Origin of the sequence: Kitasatospora griseola, from assembly GCF_044999035.1 — a bacterium.
Classification (GTDB): Bacteria; Actinomycetota; Actinomycetes; order Streptomycetales; family Streptomycetaceae; genus Kitasatospora; species Kitasatospora griseola.
On the sequence record NZ_CP173360.1, the window covers coordinates 2041601 to 2057386 of the forward strand.

General features: G+C 73.9%; 15 protein-coding genes and 1 pseudogene. 12 read left to right on the plus strand and 4 right to left on the minus strand.

Annotation, left to right across the window (positions count from 1 at the left end; translation table 11 throughout):
* Positions 1-29 precede the first annotated feature (29 nt).
* From ACI1MP_RS09270 to ACI1MP_RS09295, 6 genes and pseudogenes are all read left to right on the plus strand, one after another.
* A complete protein-coding gene (locus ACI1MP_RS09270) occupies positions 30-809 on the plus strand; it encodes an SDR family NAD(P)-dependent oxidoreductase (RefSeq protein WP_100586114.1) in 780 nt (259 codons plus the stop codon).
* Between the two features lie 108 nt (positions 810-917).
* A pseudogene (locus tag ACI1MP_RS09275) lies at positions 918-1688 on the plus strand (aromatase/cyclase); the annotation flags it as partial.
* 150 nt (positions 1689-1838) lie between these two features.
* Positions 1839-2096 carry an acyl carrier protein gene (locus tag ACI1MP_RS09280; protein ID WP_404870782.1) on the plus strand — a complete coding sequence of 86 codons (258 nt, stop codon included), beginning with the start codon at positions 1839-1841 and terminating at the stop codon, positions 2094-2096.
* Positions 2093-3274, plus strand: coding sequence for a 3-hydroxyacyl-CoA dehydrogenase NAD-binding domain-containing protein (locus tag ACI1MP_RS09285; RefSeq protein ID WP_404868304.1), 1182 nt, complete (start codon positions 2093-2095; stop codon positions 3272-3274). Before ACI1MP_RS09280 ends, ACI1MP_RS09285 begins: the two co-directional genes overlap by 4 nt.
* A gap of 150 nt (positions 3275-3424) precedes the next feature.
* A complete protein-coding gene (locus ACI1MP_RS09290) occupies positions 3425-4582 on the plus strand; it encodes an acyl-CoA dehydrogenase family protein (protein WP_404868305.1) in 1158 nt (385 codons plus the stop codon).
* 251 nt (positions 4583-4833) lie between these two features.
* Positions 4834-5529 (plus strand): LuxR C-terminal-related transcriptional regulator, encoded by a 696-nt coding sequence (locus ACI1MP_RS09295; RefSeq protein WP_404868306.1) that lies wholly within the window; start codon positions 4834-4836, stop codon positions 5527-5529.
* Between the two features lie 65 nt (positions 5530-5594).
* Here the strand turns inward: ACI1MP_RS09295 and ACI1MP_RS09300 are convergent, their stop codons facing one another.
* The 4 genes from ACI1MP_RS09300 to ACI1MP_RS09315 are packed head-to-tail and all read right to left on the minus strand — an operon-like array spanning position 5595 to position 10045.
* Positions 5595-6809, minus strand: coding sequence for a ketosynthase chain-length factor (locus ACI1MP_RS09300; protein ID WP_404868307.1), 1215 nt, complete (start codon positions 6807-6809; stop codon positions 5595-5597).
* On the minus strand, positions 6806-8071 hold the full coding sequence (locus tag ACI1MP_RS09305; protein ID WP_404868308.1) for a beta-ketoacyl-[acyl-carrier-protein] synthase family protein: 1266 nt from the start codon (positions 8069-8071) through the stop codon (positions 6806-6808). The genes ACI1MP_RS09300 and ACI1MP_RS09305 overlap by 4 nt, the downstream gene beginning before the upstream one ends.
* Positions 8068-8916, minus strand: coding sequence for an LLM class flavin-dependent oxidoreductase (locus ACI1MP_RS09310; protein ID WP_380344250.1), 849 nt, complete (start codon positions 8914-8916; stop codon positions 8068-8070). Before ACI1MP_RS09310 ends, ACI1MP_RS09305 begins: the two co-directional genes overlap by 4 nt.
* A gap of 13 nt (positions 8917-8929) precedes the next feature.
* Positions 8930-10045 (minus strand): acyl-CoA dehydrogenase family protein, encoded by a 1116-nt coding sequence (locus tag ACI1MP_RS09315; RefSeq protein WP_404868309.1) that lies wholly within the window; start codon positions 10043-10045, stop codon positions 8930-8932.
* Positions 10046-10284: 239 nt separating this feature from the next.
* Here ACI1MP_RS09315 and ACI1MP_RS09320 point away from each other — a divergent pair, with 239 nt between their 5' ends.
* From ACI1MP_RS09320 to ACI1MP_RS09345, 6 genes are all read left to right on the plus strand, one after another.
* On the plus strand, positions 10285-10752 hold the full coding sequence (locus ACI1MP_RS09320; RefSeq protein WP_404868310.1) for an SRPBCC domain-containing protein: 468 nt from the start codon (positions 10285-10287) through the stop codon (positions 10750-10752).
* Positions 10752-11366 (plus strand): flavin reductase family protein, encoded by a 615-nt coding sequence (locus ACI1MP_RS09325; RefSeq protein WP_380344245.1) that lies wholly within the window; start codon positions 10752-10754, stop codon positions 11364-11366. The genes ACI1MP_RS09320 and ACI1MP_RS09325 overlap by 1 nt, the downstream gene beginning before the upstream one ends.
* Positions 11363-12277: an MBL fold metallo-hydrolase gene (locus ACI1MP_RS09330; protein ID WP_380344242.1), complete on the plus strand. Its 915-nt coding sequence runs from the start codon at positions 11363-11365 to the stop codon at positions 12275-12277. Before ACI1MP_RS09325 ends, ACI1MP_RS09330 begins: the two co-directional genes overlap by 4 nt.
* The gene (locus ACI1MP_RS09335; RefSeq protein WP_404868311.1) at positions 12265-13410 is read left to right on the plus strand and encodes a 3-oxoacyl-ACP synthase III family protein; all 1146 of its coding nucleotides are present in this window, start codon (positions 12265-12267) and stop codon (positions 13408-13410) included. Before ACI1MP_RS09330 ends, ACI1MP_RS09335 begins: the two co-directional genes overlap by 13 nt.
* Before the next feature lie 84 nt (positions 13411-13494).
* A complete protein-coding gene (locus ACI1MP_RS09340; RefSeq protein ID WP_380344236.1) occupies positions 13495-14154 on the plus strand; it encodes a class I SAM-dependent methyltransferase in 660 nt (219 codons plus the stop codon).
* A gap of 620 nt (positions 14155-14774) precedes the next feature.
* Positions 14775-15710: a hypothetical protein gene (locus ACI1MP_RS09345; RefSeq protein ID WP_404868312.1), complete on the plus strand. Its 936-nt coding sequence runs from the start codon at positions 14775-14777 to the stop codon at positions 15708-15710.
* Positions 15711-15786: the final 76 nt, after the last annotated feature.

Below are 15786 nucleotides of genomic sequence, written 5' to 3' on the forward strand. Positions count from 1 at the left end.
CCGACGACATCGTGAAGGAGAGGCGTCCGATGGAACTTCGAGAAGGCGGTACGGCCCTGGTCACCGGCGCGACCAGCGGCATCGGACTGGCCGTCGCCCGGGAGCTCGGCGGGCGCGGCGCCGCGGTCTTCCTGTGCGCGCGGGACGGCGACGCGGTCGCCGGGACGGTGGCGAAGCTGCGCGCCGAGGGCGTGCGCGCGGCGGGCACCGCCTGCGACGTCCGCGACGTCGCCGACATCCGCCGCACCGTCGCCGAGGCCAACGCGTTCGGCCCGCTGGACGTGCTGGTCAACAACGCCGGCCGCAGCGGCGGCGGGATCACCGCGGAGGTCCCGGACGAGCTGTGGCAGGACGTCCTGGACACCAACCTGACCAGCGTCTTCCGGATGACCCGGGAGGTGCTCGGCGCGGGCCTGGGCGGCCGCGGCTGGGGCCGGGTGGTGAACATCGCCTCGACCGCCGGCAAGCAGGGCGTGGTGTACGGGGCGCCGTACTCGGCGTCCAAGCACGGCGTGGTCGGGTTCACCAAGGCCCTCGGCCTGGAGCTGGCCGGCAGTGGGATCACCGTGAACGCGGTCTGCCCGGGCTACGTGGAGACGCCGATGGCCCAGCGGATCCGGGCCGGGTACGCGCAGCACTGGGAGGTCACCGAGGACGAGGTGCTGGCGAAGTTCACCGCCAAGATCCCGCTCGGCCGGTACAGCACCCCGGAGGAGGTGGCCGGCCTGGTCGGCTACCTGGTCACCCCGACCGCCGACGCGATCACCGCACAGGCCCTGAACGTCTGCGGCGGCCTCGGCAACTTCTGACCCGCCCGCACACCCCATCCTTCGGACCCTCGCAACAGGAAGGCACCCGCAATCGTGACCACCATCCGGACGACCCACCGGATCGAGGTGTCGGCCCCCGCCGCGGCCGTGTACCGCGTCGTCGCCGACGTCACCTCCTGGCCGCTGTACTTCCCGCCGACCGTCCGCGCCGAACTGGTGTCGGGCGACGACCGCACGCAGGTGATCCGGATCTGGGCGCTCGCCAACGGCGAGCTCCGGACCTGGACCTCCGCCCGCACGCTGGACGAGGCCGCCCTGACCGTCGAGTTCGAGCAGACCACCCCGCGCGACCCGGTGGCGGCGATGGGCGGCGCCTGGCGGATCACCGGCCGCCCGGACGGGACCTGCACGGTGGAGCTGGACCACCACTACCGGGCGGTCGGCGACACCCCGGAGAACCGGGCCCGGATCGCCTCCGCCGTGGACGCCAACAGCACCTCCGAACTGGCCGCCCTGAAGGCCGCCGTGGAGCGCACCGCCGAGGAGCCGGAGCTGCTGGTCGCGTTCGAGGACTCCGACACCTTCGCCGGCTCCGTCGAGGACGCCTACGAGTTCGTCCGCGACCTGGCGAAGTGGCCGGAGCGGATCCCGCACGTGCTGCGGATGGAGGTCCGCGAGGAGGAGCCGGGCCTGCAGTCGATGGAGATGGACACCAGGTCCCCGGACGGCTCGGTGCACACCACCCGCTCCGGCCGGGTCTGCCTCGCGCCGACGCTGATCGCCTACAAGCAGACCCGGCTGCCCGGCGTGCTGGCCGCGCACACCGGCGAGTGGGCCTTCGAGGCGGCCGGCGACGGCCTGGTCACCGTGACCTCCCGCCACCGGGTGGTGATCGACCCCGGCAAGCTCGCCTCGCTGCCGCAGCCGCCCGGCACCCTCGCCGACGCCCGGGCCGCGGTCCGCGCCGCGCTCGGCGCGAACAGCCGGGCCACCATCGCGGTGGCCCGCCAGTACACCGAGAACCTGCACCGTGACCCGACCACCCATGAGAGCGAAGGCGGTACTGCCGTGTCCGAGTTGACGTTCGACCAGCTGAGGGGCTTCCTGCTGCGCGCGGTGGGCGAGGAGGACTCGACGGACCTGTCCGCCGACGACCTGGACGCCGAGCTGTCCGCCCTCGGCTTCGACTCCCTGGCCGTGATCGACGTGACCAGCAAGCTGGAGCAGCACTTCGGCATCAAGCTGCCGGAGGAGAGCACCGCCGAGGCGACCACCCCGCGCGGCCTGCTCGACCTGGTCAACGGCGTCCTCGCGACCTCGGCGTGACGCCCGGCCGGAAAGCGGCGGGGACGGCGCTCGCCGAGCAGTGCGACGCCGTCGCCGAGGCGCTGGTGCTCGGCCACCTCAACCGGGCGGTGGCGCTGCACGACGAGGGCGCCGCCTCCCGGGCCGATCTGGACACCGCGATGCGGCTGGGCTGCGGCCTGCCGGAGGGGCCGTTCGGCGCCATCGACCGGCTCGGCCCCGACCGGGTGCACCGGAGGCTGGTCGCCCTGCTGGCCCGCACCGGCGACCCGGCGTTCGCCCCGGCCGCCGGCCTGCTCGCCGCCCGGCCGGACGCCGGGCCGGCCTCCGCCGCGGACCCGGTCGGGGCCGCGGCGCCGGCCCGGCTGGGCGTGCTGGGCTCGGGCACGATGGCCGGCGGCATCGCCGAGGCCGCCGCCCGGGCGGGCGTCCCGGTGGTGCTGGTGGCGCGCGCGCCGGAGTCCGCGCAGCGGGCCCGGACCGGCGTGGACGGCTCGCTGGACCGGGCGGTGCGGCGCGGCCGCGCCACCCGGCAGGACGCGGCCGACGCGCTGGCCCGGATCCGCTTCGGCGCGGACCCGGCGCCGCTCGCCGACTGCGACCTGGTGGTGGAGGCCGTCGCCGAGGACGAGCGGGTGAAGCGGGAGGTGTTCGCCCGGCTCGGCGCGCTCTGCGCGCCGGGCGCCGTGCTGGCCACCTCCACCTCCAGCCTGTCGGTGGCGCGCTGCACCGAGCCGGCCGGGCGGCCCGAGCGGCTGGTCGGCCTGCACTTCTTCAACCCCGCGCCGGTGATGCGGCTGGTGGAACTGGTCCGCGGCCCCGCCACCGGCGGGCCGGCGCTGGCCGCCGCCCGCGCGCTGTGCGGGCGGCTCGGCAAGACCGTGGTGGAGTCGCCGGACCGCACCGGCTTCCTGGTCAACTACCTGCTGTTCGCCTACCTGGCCCGCGCGGTCCGCGCGGTCGAGCGCGGCGATGCCGACCCGGCCGGCACGGACGCCGCGGTGGAGTCCGGGTTCGGCTTCCCGTTGGGGCCGTTCGCGCTGCTGGACACCATCGGTCTGGACGTCTCGCTGGCGATCCTGGAGCAGCTGCACGAGGCGTACCGCGAGCCCGACTTCGAGCCGCCGCGGCTGCTGCGCGAAGCGGTCGCCCAGGGCCTGCTGGGCCGCAAGAACGGACGCGGATTCCGCACCGGGTGAGCACCGGCGGCCGGGCACCGGGCCCGCTCCCTCGGATCCTGCCGGGCGCCCGACGCGGCGCGCCGATCCGAGAGAGCGGCCCGGGCGCCGGCCGCCGACCCCATCGATCACCGACCGCCGGGTCGGGAAGAGCCAATTCGAGGAGCACCGATGAATGCCGAACTGATCGACCGGGCCCGCGGTTTCGCCGAGCGGGAGCTGCTGGGCCGGGAGCGCTGGTTCGATTCCAAGCCCCCCGCCCCGACCGCCGCGTCGGCGGCCCTGCACGCGGCCGGGCTCGCGAACTGGTGGCTGCCCGCCGAATACGGCACGGCCGGCGCCTCACTGACCGACAGCGTCGACATCGTGTCCGAACTCTCCTACGCCGACGCGGGATTCGCCTTCTCCTCGTTCCTCTCGGTACTCGGCACCACGATGCTCCGGCTGTACGGCGCCCCGGCGCTGGCCGAGCAGTACCTCGGCCGGATGGCGGCCAGCGGCGGCTTCTGCGGGATCCTGGTCAGCGAGGAGGACGCCGGGAGCGAACTAGGCCGCACCGCCGCGCTGTTCACCGCCAAGGGCGACCGGCTGGTGCTGGACGGCGACAAGTACTTCGCCACGAACACCGACGCCGCGGACTTCCTGCTGGTGGCCGCCAGGTCGGCGGAGGACGACGCGGTGTTCGGCGTGGTGCTGGTGCCCCGCGACACCCCCGGCGTCGAGATCGTCAAGCGCTGGGACATGATCGGCATGCGCGGCTCGGCCACCTACCAGGTGCGGCTGTCGGGCTGCGAGGTCCCGGCGGCCAACCTGCTGCGCGGGCACGGGCTGCGGCTGCTGGAGGCCGGCCTGAACGCCAGCCGGATCCTGATCGCCTCCACCGCGATCGGCGTCTGCCGGCGGATCCGGGACCTCGCCATGGAGTACGCGGCGGCCAAGCAGGTCAAGGGCGCGCCGCTGCTGGGCAACGCGGTGTTCGCAAGCAAGCTCGGCCAGGTGGAGATGCTGATCGACGTGATGCGCAACCAGTGCCGGTCCGCCGCGGCGGAGTTCGACCGGGCGATGGCCTCGGCGGACCCGGCGGCAGCGCTGTACCGGGCCGGCACGCTGCGTTCGGCGCTCGCCGCGAAGATGTACTGCGGCCAGGCCGGCTGGGAGGTGGCGACGATCGGCTCGGAGCTGTTCGGCGGGCTCGGGTACACGCATGACCACCTGATCGGCAAGCTGGTCCGGGACCTGCGCTACGTCGGCCTGGTGGAGGGCGGCGACGACGTGATCCGCGACCTGCTGTACACCCGCTACGTGATCCCCACCGCAAAACGGCGCTGAGCACTTCACCGCAGCCCGGCGACTGCGGACAATGGCGGACAGTCGGGCGGTAATCACGGAAATATCTTGATTTCCCCGTGGTCAATCACCAAAGCAATTGCGTTATTGACAGACGTGCGACAGACTTGGCCGCTGAGCGTCAGCCTCGATTCGAATCATGAGGGGGAAGTGTGTCGCACAGTTCGCATTCCAATCCGGTGGAACCGCCCTTTCCAGGGGTCGGCCGACCGGGTCCCACCCCCCTGATCACCGTGCTACTCGCCGGTAAACACACCCTGCTGCTGGACGGCCTGTGCCGCCTCCTCGACGAGGAGGACGACATTCGGGTCGTCGCCACCCTGGACCCCTCCGACCAGGCTCCCCCGGTCTCCCCGGAAAGCGTCGACGTGGTCGTGCTGAGCGGAGATTTCGACCACCTCGCCGAGGCCGCGGCGACCAGCCTCCGCTGCCCCGACTGCCGGGCCAGGACGGTCTTCGCCGACACCTCGGACGCCTCGCACCGCGCCCTGGAGGCGCTCGGCCTCGGAATCGCCGCCTATCTCCCCAGACGGGCCACGCCACTGGAACTAAAATCCGCCGTGCGGGCGATCGCCACCCATTCCGACCGGGTCATCATATCGATTCCCCGGGACGGGCTCCGGCGCATCGACAATCAGCGGAACAATATCCAGATCCCGCAATTGGAAATAGAAATCCTCTCCATGGTGGCGGCCGCCCTGACGAACGGCCAGATCGCCAATCGGCTGTCGGTCAGCGAGGCCGTGGTCAAGCGCCACCTGCGCAACGTCTTCCGCCGGCTCGGCGCGGTCTCCCGGCTGGACGCCGTGAACAAGGCGCACGAGGCGCGGATCCTGCCCGCCCAGCGGTCCGAGCCGGCCCCGCTCCGCCACGCCCCGAAGCGGCCCTCCCGGCGCACCCACGGTCCACTGGTGCTGACCGAGCGGTAGCCCGGCTCGGTGCGGCGGCCGGGCCGGGGAGCCCACGACTCCCCGGCCCGGCCGCCGTACCGCGTTCAGGGCCCGGTCAGCACCAGCGCGGAGGCGAAGCCGCCGCGGCCGCGGGCCAGCACCAGCGCGGTGCCGATCTCCAGCGACCGGGGGGCGCCCGTCACCAGGTCGATCCGCGGATCCACCCGGCCGGGCGGCGCCGCGGCCACCGCGGGGACCAGCCCGTCGCGGATCGCCAGCAGCGCCGTGGCGACGTCCAGCGGGCCGCCGCCGGACAGCAGCCGCCCGGTCAGCGCCTTCGGGGCGGCCACCGGCACGCCGCGCTCGCCGAACAGCGTGCACAGCGCGTCCGCCTCGGCCCGGTCGAGCGCCGAGGTGCCCGCCGCGTCGGCGAACACCACGTCCACGTCCCGCGCGCTGCGCCCGGCGTCGGCGAGCGCCTGCCGGGCCGCCCGCACCAGCCCGTCGCCGCCCGGCCCCGCCGGGTCGGGGTCGAAGGCCGCGCCGTACCCGGCGAGCGTGCCGTACAGCCGCGGCGCCCCGCGGCGCTCGGCGTCCTCCCGGCTCTCCAGCACCAGCACCGCGCCGCCCTCGCCGATCGCGTGGCCGGCGCTGTCCAGGTGGAACGGCAGGTAGGCGCGCTCCGGGTCGGTGCCGGTGCCGACCTCGCCGGTGGACGACTGGATCGCCACCCCGTACGGGCAGATCAGCCCGTCCAGGCCGCCCGCGGTCATCACCGCGGTGCCCTTGCGGACCCGGCGCCGGGCGTAGCCGAGCGCGTCCAGGCCGCCGGCCTGCTCGGAGACCACCACCCCGCTGGGGCCCTGCATGCCGTACCGGATGGAGATCTGGCCGGTGTGCACGGCGTAGTACCAGGCGAAGGACATGTAGGCGCTGACCGACTCCCAGCCGGTGCCCCACAGCGCCTGCAGTTCGCGCTGGCCGAACTCCAGGCCGCCGGTGGAGCTGGAGACCGCGACGCCCATCGAGTAGGACGGCAGTTCCTCGGGGACGATCTCGGCGTCCTCCAGGGCGAACTCGGCGGCGAACAGGGCCAGCCGGGTCAGCCGGTCGGTCTGCGGCATCAGCCGCCGGGTGAAGTCCTGCTCGGCGTCGAACTCCGGCACCTCGCCCGCGAGTTTGATCGGGTAGCGGGCGGTGTCGAACCGGCTGATCGGGCGGATGCCCGACTCCCCGGCCACGACGGCCTTCCAGTACTCCTCGGCGCCGACCCCGTTGGGGGCGGCCACGCCGATCCCGGTCACCACGACCTCGCTCATGCCGCACGCCCCGTTCCGGTCAGCACCATCGCGCTCTGGAAACCGCCGAACCCGCTGCCGACCGTCAGCACCGTGTCCAGCCGGCGCTCCCGGGCCACCAACGGCACGTAGTCCAGGTCGCACGCCGGATCCGGCTCGTGCAGGTTGGCGGTCGGCGGGACCAGCCCGTGCTGCATGGCGAGCGCGCAGGCCGCGATCTCGATCGAACCGATCGCGCCCAGCGAGTGCCCGACCATCGCCTTGATGCCGCTCATCGGCGTGCGGTAGGCGTGCTCGCCGAGGCTGCGCTTGACCGCCGCGGTCTCGTGGACGTCGTTCTGCTTGGTGCCCGAGCCGTGCGCGTTGACGTAGTCGACGGCGTCCGGGGCGACCCTGGCCTCGACCAGCGCCGCGTCGATGGCGTCGGCCATCTCCCGGCCGTCCGGCTTCAGCCCGGTCATGTGGAAGGCGTTGCAGCGGCTGGCGTAACCGGCCACCTCGGCGTAGATCCGGGCGCCGCGCCGCCGTGCGTGCTCGTACTCCTCCAGCACCAGGACGGCCGCGCCCTCGCCGAGGATCAGGCCGTTGCGGGTGCGGTCGAAGGGGCGGCAGGCGGTCGCCGGGTCGTCGTTGCGGGTCGAGGTCGCCTTGATGACGTCGAAGCAGGTCAGGGTGATCGGTGAGATCGGCGCGTCGGTGGCCCCGGTGATCACCACGTCGGCGTCGCCGTCGCGGATCAGCTCGGCGGCGTAGCCCACCGAGTCGATGCCGGAGGTGCAGCCGGTGGAGACCACGGACGCCGGGCCGAGCGCGCCGGTGGTCAGCGCCACCTCGGCGGCGATCGAACTGGGCAGGAAGTAGTCGTACAGGTGCGGCACCGCGAAGGCCGGGTCGACCAGCCAGTCCGCGCCGGAGTTGCTGAGCACCGCGTACTCCGACTCCATGGTGGTGGTGCCGCCGACGGCGCTGCCGATCGCGACGCCGGTGCGCTCCGCGAGCCGACCGTCGATCTCCAGGCCGGAGTCGAGGACCGCCTCCAGCGCCGAGACCATGGCCAGCTGCGACACCCGGTCGGTGCGGCGCACCTGCTGGCGGGTCAGGCCGAGCGCGAGCGGATCGAAGTCGCACTCGGCGGCGACCCGGCAGCGGTGCCCGGAGGCGTCGAACCTGGTGATCTCCCGGGTCGCGGTGGTGCCGCTGCTGATCAGCTCCCAGAACGGCTGCCGTCCTACGCCGCCCGGCGCCGTGACGCCGATGCCGGTGATGACTGTCCTGCGGGTCATGCGTTCTCCTTCACTGCGGCAGCGAGCAGGTCCAGCTGCCGGACGTCGGTGGAGCACGGGATGAGGACGAGTTCGTCGCAGCCGGCCTGCCGGAAGCGGGCCACCTCCTGCCGGACGGCGTCCTCGGAGGTCAGCGCGGTACGGGCGATCAGGTCGGCCGCCGGACCGGCGAAGGCGTAGTAGGAGCGCAGGTGGTCCAGCGCCTCGTCCGGGCCCTGCGGGCCGAGCGCGTAGTAGGTCTGGGCGACCAGCCGGGGACGGCCCGGGCGGCCGTGCGCCGTCCAGCACTCCCGGGCCTCGACGGCCCGCTCGGCGAACATCGCCGCGGAGGCGACCAGCACCGCGCCCTCGCCGTGCCGGGCCATCCGGTCCAGGGCGGCCCGGCTGCGGCCGCCGACCAGCACCGGGGGCGGGCCGGACGCGGGCCGCGGGCCGATCGCGCCGTCGTCCCAGAACGCGGCGAGGTCGGTCAGCAGCCGGTCGAGCGCGCGGCCACGGCGGCGGAAGTCGGTGCCGCCGGCCTCGAAGTCGTCGGGACGGATCCCGGCCGCCACGCCGAGCACCAGCCGCCCGCCGGACAGCTGCTGCAGGGTGGCGAGCTGCTTGGCGAGCAGCGCCGTGTTGCCCCGGTAGCCGGGGACCAGCACCTGGGTGGCCAGCCGGATCCGGCGGGTGACCGCGGCGGCCGCGCCGAGCGCGAGCAGCGGCTCCCAGCCGTCGCAGACCAGCCGGTCGAGCACGGCCAGCGTCGAGAAGCCGCACTCCTCGGCCCGGCGGGCCCATTCGGTCAGTTCGGGCCCGGTCAGTTCGCCCGCCATGGTGGGCAGGCCGATTCCGATCTCCATCTCCCGCCCCCGCTCAGCGGGCCGCGAGCACGGCGTCGGTGTACGCGGTGGCGATCCGGTCGAAGCGCAGCGCGGCGTGCGTGGCGGCGACCGTGATGTCCCGCCAGTGGCGCTGCAGCGGGTGCGCGGCGTCCTGCGCGGCGGTGCCCGCGGTGCGGACCAGTTCGTGCGCGGTGTCGACCAGGACCCGGGCCGCGTGCGCCGTGTCGCGGGCGTTGCGGGCCGCGAACGGGCGGGCCCGGCCCTGGTCGAGCAGCAGTGCGGCCCGTTCGGCGAGCAGGGTGGCGGCGTCGACCTCGGCGGCGGCCCGGGCGAGGACCTGGTCGTTCAGCGGGGTCGGGCCGGCGCCGGGGGCGGACCGCCGGGCGGCGACCAGCGCCGTGTAGGCGTCGACCATGCCGGCCGCCGCGCCGAGCACCGGCGCCAGGCAGGTGAGCCCGCCCAGGGACATCAGCGGGACGGCGTGCTGCGGGCGGTCCGAGGTCCGGTTGACCCCGCCCACCACCTCGGCCAGCGGCACGGTCCGGTGCTCGGGCACCCACACGTCGGACAGCACCACGGTGTGGCTGCCGGTGGCCCGCATGCCGACGGTGTCCCAGCTCTCCTCGACCGCGAAATCGGCGCGCGGCACGGCGAAGAACCGCGGCGGCGGCGCGCCCGGCCCGGGGGTCGGCCCGGCCAGCAGCGCCCAGTCGGCGAACAGCGCGCCGCTCACGTACGACCAGCGGCCGTCCAGCCGGAAACCGCCGTCGACGGCCTCCGCCCGGCCGCTGGGGACCAGCCCGGACACCCAGAGCACGTCCGGGCTGTCGCCCCAGGCCTCCTCCTGCCCGGCGAGCGGGAGGTGCGCGGAGAACCGGGCGCTGTAGGCGAACATCGAGCCGCACCAGGCGGCGGAGGCGCAGGCCCGGCCGACCCGGGTCATCGCCGCGGTCAGCTCCGTGAAGGTGCCCTCGGCGCCGCCCCACCGGGCCGGCACGAAGTGCCGCGGGTAGCCGGCCGCGGTCAGCGCCTTGACGGTCTCCGGGTCGAGCGCGCCGCCGCGGTCCGCCTCCCGGGCGTACCGCCCGGCCGACTCCGCCGCGAGGGCGGCACGGGCCGCCTGGTCGTCGGTCAGGATCTCTGTCACGTCATCGGTTCCTCACCCCGCGCTGCGCCGGGCAGCCGCGGACGGTCCATCCGGCTCCGGCCGGCACCGGAAGGGTGGCCGGAGCGCTTCGACGTCCGATCCAGCCGTGTTGGAAGGCCCCGCCCCGGCGGCGGCCGGCCCGGCCGCCTCGAACCGGGCTGTACCGGACGTCGAACGGCCCGCGCCAGGGTGGCCGACGGCCCCGCTGTCCAGGGGCCCCGACCCGCGAAGGAGGGCCCGTGCCCGAACAGCAGCAGATCCCGGACGTCCGGAAGTCGGTGACGGTGAACGCCACCCCCGAGGAGTGCTTCCGGGCGTTCACCGAACGCCTCGCCGAGTGGTGGCCGCCGTCGCACGTCCTGCTGGAGAAGGAGCGGGCCGGCCTGGCGTTCGAGCCGGGCGTCGGCGGCCGCTACTACGAGTGGGACGTCGACGGCAACGAGATCGACTGGGGCGTGGTCCTGGTCTGGGAGCCGCCGCACCGGCTGGCGATGACCTGGCGGGTGGACGGCCGCTTCCGGTCGATCCCCGACGACGAGCGGGCCAGCGAGATCGAGGTGGAGTTCACCCCGACCGACGACGGCACCCTGATCTCCCTCGCGCACGTCCGCCTGCACAAGCACGGCCCCGACGCCGAGCGGATCTTCTCCGCCCTCGACGGGCCCAGCCCGGGCGAGACCCTGGCGCGCTTCGCCCAGGTGCTCTGATGCGGACCGGCTCCCCGCAGCGGGCCGGCCGGGCGCCCCACCCGGGTGAGCCGGACGCCGCCGGGCTGCGCCAGGCCATGGGTCGCTTCCCGACCGGAGTGACCCTGCTGACCTGCGGATACGGCGACGAGACCACCGCGATGACGCTGAACAGCCTGGTGTCGGTGTCGCTGGACCCGCTGCTGGTGCTGGTGTCGGTCAACCGCGAAGGACGGATGCGGCCGCTGGTGTCCAAGGCCGGGACGTTCGCGGTGAACCTGCTCACCGACCGGCAGCGCGAGCTCGCGCTGGCCTTCGCCCGGCCGGACCGGCCCGAGGGCGAGGCCGCGGTCCGGCGCACCGCCGCCGTCGAGGGCGTCACCGGGAACGCGGTGCTGCCCTCGGCGCTGGCCGGCCTCGAGTGCGAACTGCACGCCGAGGTCGAGGCCGGCGACCACGTCCTGCTGATCGGCCGGGTGGTGACGATCCACCTCGGCGACCGGGGCACGCCGCCGCTGGTCTTCCACCGCGGCTCGTTCACCGGCCTGGCCGCCCCGGCCGACGGGGACGACCCCGGGCCCGCCCACCGCCCCCGGCAGTCCGGGGCCGACCGACCCCTTACGGAGGAACCATGACCGTGCCGCCCGGACCCCCGACCCTGCGGGAGATCGCCGCCGGCGTGTACGCCTTCGAGCAGCTGCCGGGCGGCTGGTGCCTGAACAACGCCGGGCTGATCGTCGACGACGGCCGCTCGGTGCTGATCGACACCGCCGCCACCGAGGCCCGCGCGCGGCAGCTGCGCGCCGAGGTCGAACGGATCGCCCCCGACGGCCCCGACCTGGTGGTGAACACCCACTTCCACGGCGACCACGTGTTCGGCAACGCGGTGTTCCCGTCACGGGCCACCGTGATAGCCCACGAGGGCACCCGCGCGGACATCGCCGAGGCCGGACTCGGCCTGCGCGGCATCTGGCCGGACGTCGACTGGGGCGACACCGGCCTGCGGCTGCCCGACCTGACCTTCCGCGACCGGCTGGTGCTGCGGACCGGCCGACTGACCGTCGAACTGCTGCAGGTCGGCCCCGCCCACACCCCCGACGACGTGGTGGCCTGGGTCCCCGAACGCGGCGTGCTGTTCACCGGCGACGTCGCCTGGTCCGGCGTCACCCCGTACGTGCTGATGGGCTCGATCGAGGGCTCGCTGCGCGCCCTGGACCGGCTGCTCGCGCTGGAGCCGCAGATCGTCGTCCCCGGCCACGGACCGGTCGGCGGGCCCGAGGTGCTGCACGCCACCGCCGCGTACCTGCGCTGGCTCCGGGACCTCGCCGAGGCCGGGCGCAGAGCCGGCCGGTCCGCCCTGGAGACCGCCCGCGCCGCCGACCTCGGCCCCTACGCGACCCTGGTCGACGCCGAGCGGCTGGTCGGCAACCTGCACCGGGCGTACGCCGAGCTCGACGGCCTCGCCCCGGGCGAACGGCTCGACGTGGCAGCCTCGTTCCGCGAGATGGCCGCCTACCACGGAGGTCTCCCGCAGTGCCACGCCTGACCGCACCCCCGCAGGCCCCCGCCGGCGGGTACGGGATCCTCGGCACCGGCTCGTACCTGCCGCCGGTGGTGGTGCCGAACGGGCCGGTCGCCGCCGCCGCCGGGGTCACCGACGAGTGGATCGTCCGCAAGACCGGCATCCGGGAGCGCCGGCACGCCCGCCCCGACCAGGCCGCCTCCGACCTCGCGGCGCACGCCGCGACCGCCGCACTGGCCACGGCCGGGATCGACCCCGGCGCGGTCGGCCTCGTGCTGGTCGCCACCTCCACCCCCGACCATCCACAGCCCGCCACCGCCAACCTGGTCCAGCACCTGATCGGCGCGGACCGCGCCGCCGCGTTCGACCTGAACGCGGTGTGCAGCGGATTCGTCTACGCCCTGGAGGTCGCCCGCACCCTGCTCCCCGGACTCGGCCCCACCCCGTACGCGCTCGTCATCGGCGTCGACGTGTACTCACGGATCCTCGACCCCACCGACCGCCGCACCGCCGTCCTGTTCGGCGACGGCGCCGGCGCCGTCCTGCTCGGCCCCACCCCGGACGGGCCCGGCCTGCACCCGGCGATCCTGCGCGGCGTCGGCGCCGAGCACCGCCTGATCGGCGTGCAGGCCGGCGGCAGCCGCCTCCCCGCCTCGGCCCGCACCGTCGCCGACGGCTCCCACCACTTCCGGATGGACGGCCGCGCCGTCCGCGCCTTCGTCGCCGAGGAACTGCCCGCCCTCGTCCACGACACCCTCGCCGCCCACCGCCTCCCCGCCCCCGACCTCGACCACTTCATCCCCCACCAGGCCAACGGCGTCATGCTCGACGAACTCGCCCCCCGACTCGGCCTGCGCCCCGACACTCTCCGCCGCACCGTCACCCACTACGGCAACACCGGCGCCGCCTCCATCCCCCTCACCCTCGACGCCACCTTCCGCGCCGACCTCCTCGCCCCCGGCCACCACCTCCTCCTCGCCGCCTTCGGCGGCGGCATGAACCTCGCCGCCACCCTCTGCACCTGGACCGGCCCCCGTCACGGACCGGCGATCGACCGACCGGCCGCCAACGGTCGCCCGGAGGAAGGGAATCGTCAGAACAGCGCACCCGCAACCGGAGAGCCCCGCCCCTCGACCGCCTCGGCATCGGCGCCCTGACCGGACTGCCGAGGGCGCCGCCCGACCGGCAGCCCGACCCCGCGGCGCCGGTTCCGGCGTCGTCATCGCCTTAGGATGCGGACCATGGACAGCACCACGCCGGCACCCGGGGATCCCATACCTTCGACGACGCGGCGAACCCGCTGGCAGGAGGCGGGAAACAGCGGGAACTTCGGCAAGCGGTTCGCCGAACTCGTCTCCTCCGGTGAGGACATCGACGGCGAGGCCCGACTCGCCGACACGCTCCTGCCACGCGGCGCCCGGGTACTCGACGCCGGCGCCGGCATGGGCCGGGTCACCGCGGCACTCCTGCGGCGAGGACACGACGTGGTCGCGATCGAGCCCGACGAGGCACTGGTCCGGCAGGCCCGGGAAACCTACCCCGGGCTCCCCATCGAGGAGCGCGACATCCTCGACCTCGGCCCCGACGACGGCCCCTTCGACCTGGTCGTCTGCGTCGGCAACGTCATGCTCTACCTGGCCGAGAACACCGAACGCGAAGCCCTGCGCGCAATGCGCACCGTCCTCACCGAGACCGGCCGACTCCTGATCGGCTTCCACCTCCAGGACGCACCCCCGCACGCCCGCACCTACACCCCGGCAGACTTCGAGGCAGACCTGACAGCCGCCGGCCTCCGCGTCGACCTCCGGGCAGGCACCTACCAACTGCACCCCGCCAACGACACCTACAGCGTCTGGATCCTGAGCCGCGCCGCGACGGATCGCCACGGCCCGGGGATATGAGCGGGCGTCAGGATCAGCTCGGCAGGAAGCGGGTGCGCTCCCGGTGCCAGGAGATGGTCAGGGCGTCAACCGGTCCTCAACGTCAGGGGTGAACGGGTCCGCCGTAAGGATTGCCGGCCTCTTCGATCCTGTCCGCGCGATCAGCACCGAAGCGACCTGCCTCGGCCTCGATCCGAACCTGGTCACCCGATGGCCGGCCATCGTCGCGGACGCCACCGGCAACCCCGTGTTCCCCGCCCTCGCGTGTCCGCACGCCGGGAGAAGCTCGACACCGGCCTCGGTGGCCGGCTCCGCATGGTCGCCGACTTCGGTGACCGCACCCTCGCCGTCAGCCGACAGGCTCACGAAGCCCAGCTCCAACCGGTGGAGGTGATTCAGCCGACCTACCGGCCCCTGTGCCCGGTCCCGCCCCACAGGATTCCCGTACGCAACGTCACACTTTCAGCCGATACCATCAGCAGGATCGGGAAGTGCTTCGTCCGCAGGCGACACGCTTCGCCCGAGAAGCACTGGCCGTCAGGGTCTGGTCCAGGTCCCTGGGCGAGATCCCTGCATGCCCTGGGGCGACTTCCTCATGACGGCCCATCGAATGACAGAGCGATCTTCAGGAACACCAGGCGATGAGTGAACGACAACGAGCGGATGCCACAGCAGGCTCCATCAAATCCGATCCCGAAGCTCGGATCACGATGATCCCGGCAGCAGACCCCGCGTTCGCCATCGGCGTGGGGCTGTGGCGGGAGAGCAAACCGCGCGAGACGTTCCGTTCCTTCGCCCAGGACCAACTGTCCCAGCGTCGGAACAGTGGCCCGGCAGGGACCGGTCGCGGGCGGAAGGACGACAGCAACGTCCTTCCCGTGGTCGTCCAACTCGTTCCCCGCCCGGACAACACCTACAACCCGGATGCCATCAGCATCGCAGCGCCGCCCGCCTACGGCGGCACCGATCACGAGCGACACATGGCGTACATGTACGACAGGCACCTCGTCTCCCTCGGAGGAGCCCTGCGCAGCCTGGCGATTCTGTCCCCGCTCCCTGTCGGTTGCCACGCCTTCATCGAGCTGGACGAGGTCGAGCACGACGAGTTCGAACCGGAGTCCGGCCCGGACGAAGAGGACGACGGCGCGCTCCTCATCACCGACGAGCGGCAGGTCGCGTACTGGACTGACGGGCTGCGCCTGCTGATGCCGCGCTGGGACAGGCTCCAGGAGTTGACGGTCGGCTACGCCCGAGGGATCCGCCCCGACCTGATCCTCCCGTTCATCGGCCACTGGACACCTTGGCTGCCCGGCAGCCGTGCGGCGCTGGCGAGCGTGACACGGGAAAAGTCGTTCGACGTCACGCTGCGCGCCGAAGGCGACGCACTCACGGCCTCCTACGGGGATCTACCGCTGGCCGACCTGAACTCCACCCCCCGGGACTACTTCGATCGCACGATGCTGCAGGTGCGGAACATGGGCGGACGGGCCACGGCCCGCGCGGAGGAGCATCAAGGGTCGCTGAAGGTGTTCGTGGAGGACAGCCGGCCGCTGCCCGAACGCAGCACAGGTCGTTGACGGCCGAGGTGCTGCGAGTACCCCGGTCGGCGAGAACAACAGCTCACCGACCGGAGGGCCGCGAGGACTGCTGACG